Consider the following 1,600-nt stretch of genomic DNA (forward strand, 5'->3'; position numbering starts at 1 on the left):
CGGTGGCGGTGGTCGATGCGGACGCGCGCTTAAGCTATGGCGAGCTCAATGCACGGGCGAACCGGCTCGCGCATCATCTGATCGGGCTCGGGGTGAGGCCCGGGGATAGTGTTGCGACAATGCTGGACCGCTCCGTTGCGCTTGTGGTGGCGCAGTTGGCGACCCTGAAGGCGGGGGGAGTTTATGTGCCGATCGATCGCGCTCTTCCATCTGCACGACAAAGCTGGATACTGGCCGACTGTGATGCGCGCCTCGTGCTTAGCGAGAGTGACGATGACGATCTGGTTGAGGTGACAATCCCTGTTCTGCCCATTGAGCCGCTCATGGCCGGAACAGGATGTAGTACCGATCCAGGCCTGGCATTGAGCGCCGAGGCCGCCGCTTATGTAATGTACACCTCCGGCTCGACCGGCGTTCCCAAGGGAGTTGTTGTTCCTCATCGTGCTGTCAACCGGCTCGTCATCAACAACGGCTATGCGGAGTTCAGCTCGAGGGATCGTGTGGGATGGCTGGGCAATCCCGCGTTTGATATCAGTACGCTGGAAGTCTGGGCACCGCTGCTACACGGTTCGAGCCTGATTGCGATTCCATACACTAATGTGCTGGAGCCAGAAGTGCTGCGCAGTCTGGTTCAGCAGCACCGCATTACCGTCCTGCATTTGACAGCGGGGTTGTTCAGGCAGAGCGCTAATGATCTAGGCCCGGTGCTGGCAAGTTTGCGGTTGCTATTAGTTGGTGGTGATACGGTTGATGTGGCGGCAGTAGCACGGGTGTTGAGGCAGAACCGACCGCAACATCTCTTGCACTGCTACGGTCCGACCGAGACGACGACCTTTGCGACAGTCTGCGAGATCAACGCGATTGATGAGCCATTCCAGCGGCTCCCGATTGGCCGACCGATCGCGAACACGCAGGTTTACCTGCTGGACGGTCATGGCGCGCCCGTTCCGTTCGGGGCGGTCGGGGAGCTTTACATCGGCGGGGCGGGGGTCGCGCGTGGCTATCTGAACCGGCCCGAGCTGACGGCGGAGCGGTTTGTGGCCGATCCGTTCAGCGCTGAGGCGGGGGCGCGGATGTACCGGACCGGGGATGTTGCGCGGTACTTGCCGGACGGCAATCTGGAGTTTTTGGGCCGCAACGACGACCAGGTGAAGATCCGGGGCTTCCGGATCGAGCCCGGCGAGATCGCGGCACGGCTCGTCGAACACGCATTCGTGCGCGATGCGGTCGTCGTGGCGCAACAGGATCGCACCGGCGAGAAGCGTCTTGTCGCCTATGTGGTTGCGGCTGCGGAGCACGCCGGCGAAGCTGAGGGATCTGACCTTGCCGGCACGTTGCGCGCGCATGTGAGTGCGCGGCTGCCCGACTACATGGTGCCGGCTGCGTTTGTGCGCCTGGCGGCGCTGCCGCTGACGGCAAACGGCAAGCTCGACCGCAAGGCGCTGCCGATGCCTGAGGATGCGGCCTATGCGCGCGCGGCCTATGAGCCGCCGCGGGGCGAGACCGAGACCGCGCTGGCGACGATCTGGGCGGAGCTTCTCGGTGTGGCGCGGGTCGGGCGGCACGACAACTTCTTTGACCTCGGTGGACATTCGCTGCT

General features: G+C 63.4%; 1 protein-coding gene. It reads left to right on the plus strand.

Features of this window, described 5'->3' with window-relative positions; all coding sequences use genetic code 11:
* Nucleotides 1-8 precede the first annotated feature (8 nt).
* Nucleotides 9-1,600 (plus strand): non-ribosomal peptide synthetase (locus GWE18_RS41810; RefSeq protein ID WP_275191288.1); only part of this gene is annotated, 1,592 nt, incomplete at its 3' end.

It is taken from the genome of Bradyrhizobium sp. CSA112 (genome assembly GCF_029051645.1).
Taxonomy (GTDB): domain Bacteria; phylum Pseudomonadota; class Alphaproteobacteria; order Rhizobiales; family Xanthobacteraceae; genus Bradyrhizobium.